The organism is Kitasatospora sp. DSM 101779, assembly GCF_025655475.1.
GTDB lineage: Bacteria > Actinomycetota > Actinomycetes > Streptomycetales > Streptomycetaceae > Kitasatospora.
In genome coordinates this window covers 1-2,427 of sequence record NZ_JAHTIK010000011.1, presented here as the reverse complement: position 1 = coordinate 2,427, position 2,427 = coordinate 1, and the positions used below count along the sequence as shown (strand labels likewise).

Below are 2,427 nucleotides of genomic sequence, written 5' to 3'. Positions count from 1 at the left end.
CGGCCCGGCCCGGGTGGGCCGGGCTGCGGGCGGGCAGTACCGCCGTCGCGTCCACCGGGGCGGGGCCGCCGGCTGCCCCGCAGCCGGGGCAGGACAGTGCGCCGTTGAGGTGGCGTCGGCACGGTGCGCAGTAGTCCATGGGATCTGCCGGGGTCGGTTCTCGCGCGGCAGGGCGCGGCCTTGCGAAACGGACCCTACGCACGGCACCCGAACGTCGGACAGGTGTCATGTGTGAGGCTTTCGGGGAGATCCGATGCGGTCCGGCACCGGACGGCACGCACGCGAACGGGCCGGCCGCCCTCGACGGGGGCGGCCGGCCCGCGCGCTGTCCGGCCGGTCGGCGGCTACGAGCCGGCGACCTCCAGCACCTGGGCGTACGGTGCCAGCTTGCGCAGCGACTCGATGCTCTTCAGGCACTGCTCCCGCGACTCCTCCGGGTCGCCGGTGACGACGACCGAGCCGTTGCTGGCCTTCAGGCGGAAGCGGTGGTTGCCCGACTCGTCGACGTACAGCTCGAACTTGCCTGCCATGTCAGTGTTCACCTCTCGACGGGGATCCCCCTCTCCGGGCACCGTAGGAACGATTCCCTTGTGCCGCATGCCGACCGAGGCGTTCGGGTGGGCGCGCCGGACGGGTTCCGGATGTACCCGGCGGGCAGGCCCGCCGAACGGGCCGTCGTGGTCGCCGTCCCGATCCCCGGCTCTGCTCTCGCGGTGGGGCTCGTGCCGCGGTGGCCCGCTACTCTCCGCGGTCCCCGCCGGGGCCGGCCCCGGCATTCGCCGTGGTCGTTGCGCGGAGTGTGACGGGCTGCGGCGGATGCCCGGTGACGGTGTGCGAGCCGGGAACCCGAACTGGCCTTGCACACAAGGAGTTACCGGCTGCCCGCGGTTGCGCGGCACTGTTCGCAGGCCCACGATGGTGGGGGCCTGAGGGGGACCTCACCCCCCATATGGTGCCGGGGAGGACGACTTGGTCCCGGCGCCCCCGGAGACGGTGCGGCAACGCGATACCGCGCAGAGCCCTCCGCACCGGTCCCGGATCACTTCCGCACATCCGACGGAACACTTCGGTTGTTCCACTCCGTGCCGGACGAACATCCTCCCGCGCACCGGTGCGGGACCCGAGCGGGTCGACGAGGCCGAACGGCCGAGCGCACCGGTGCCGGACTGCGGATGGCGCCGGCACCCGGAGGAGCAAGAGCCCCATGAAGGACTACTTCCGCGTTTCCCTGCGAGCCGAGCCCCGCTACCGGCTCGGCGAGCCGATCCTCGTGACCTTCGAACTGACCAACATCAGCAGCCAGGACGTCCGCCTCCTGGTCTGGAACACGCCGCTCGAGGGCGAAGAGGTGTTCCAGTACTTCCAGGTCCGCCGCGACGGCGTGACCATTCCCTACGACGGCCGCTTCGTCAAGCGCGGCGAGCCGGAGGAGTCGTCGTACCGGCTGGTCCGCGCCGGCGAGTCGGTGACCCAGCAGGTCGACCTCACCACGTCGTTCCCCATCTCCGAACCCGGCACATACACCGTGACGCTGGACGCGGAGATCCTCGACGCCATCCCGCAGGAGGCCGGTGCGCCGGCGCTGCGGCTGAGCGTCAACCACGAGGGCTTCCAACTCGATCCGCTCTCGGCGACGTTCGAGGTGGCCGAGGACGGCGAGCCCCGCCCCACCGTCGCGGAGAACGTGCGCCGCGAACTCGGGCCGCCGCAGGCACCCAAGACCGCCCTGGCGGCTGCCAAGATCAGTGTCCTGCCGCCGACCCTCATCGGCGGGACGGCCGCGCAGCAGGCGGAGGTGCGTGCCGCGCACGAGAACGCGGGCGCCTTCGGCGAGGAGTCGAGGCACCACCTGGCCTGGACGCCCGGCGCCGGCAACGCCGCGTCCACCGAGTGGTTCGGCGCCTACGACGCGGCGCGGTACTCGACCGTCTCCACGCACTTCAACGACATCTGCTCGGTGCTGGCCGGTCAGACGATCACCTACGACCTCACCGGCTCGGGCTGCCAGCCGGGTTGGTACGCCTACACCTACAAGGGGACGCGCAAGGTCTGGCTCTGCTCCGCCTTCTGGAATGCCGGGGTGACCGGCACGGACTCCAAGTTCGGCACGCTGGTGCACGAGTTGAGCCACGCCGTCTCGAGCACCGACGACCTCGCCTACGGGCAGACCAACGCCCGCGCGCTCGCGTCGACGAAGCCGGCGGACGCTGTCCGGAACGCCGACAACCACGAGTACTTCGCGGAGGAAGTCTCCGAACTGATGGTCACGGCCCCCGTGTTGTGGAACAACGGGAAGGCCTACTTCTTCGTCGCCGGCAAGTACTACCGCTACGACGTCGCGACCGACAAGGTCGACCCGGGCTACCCGCTGCCGATCGCGCCGAACTGGACCGGCCTGTTCGCGGACCGGGTGGACGCCGGGGTGGT

The 2,427-nt window shown here is 71.2% G+C and carries 2 protein-coding genes; one reads left to right on the top strand and one right to left on the bottom strand.

Features of this window, described 5'->3' with window-relative positions; translation table 11 throughout:
- Nucleotides 1–344: 344 nt before the first annotated feature.
- Nucleotides 345–530, bottom strand: coding sequence for a YegP family protein (locus tag KSNIM_RS38915; RefSeq protein WP_263106398.1), 186 nt, complete (start codon nt 528–530; stop codon nt 345–347).
- Between the two features lie 674 nt (nt 531–1,204).
- Here KSNIM_RS38915 and KSNIM_RS38910 point away from each other — a divergent pair.
- Nucleotides 1,205–2,427, top strand: a 1,223-nt coding sequence (locus KSNIM_RS38910; protein ID WP_263108380.1) for a M35 family metallo-endopeptidase, incomplete at its 3' end; no start/stop codon positions are given.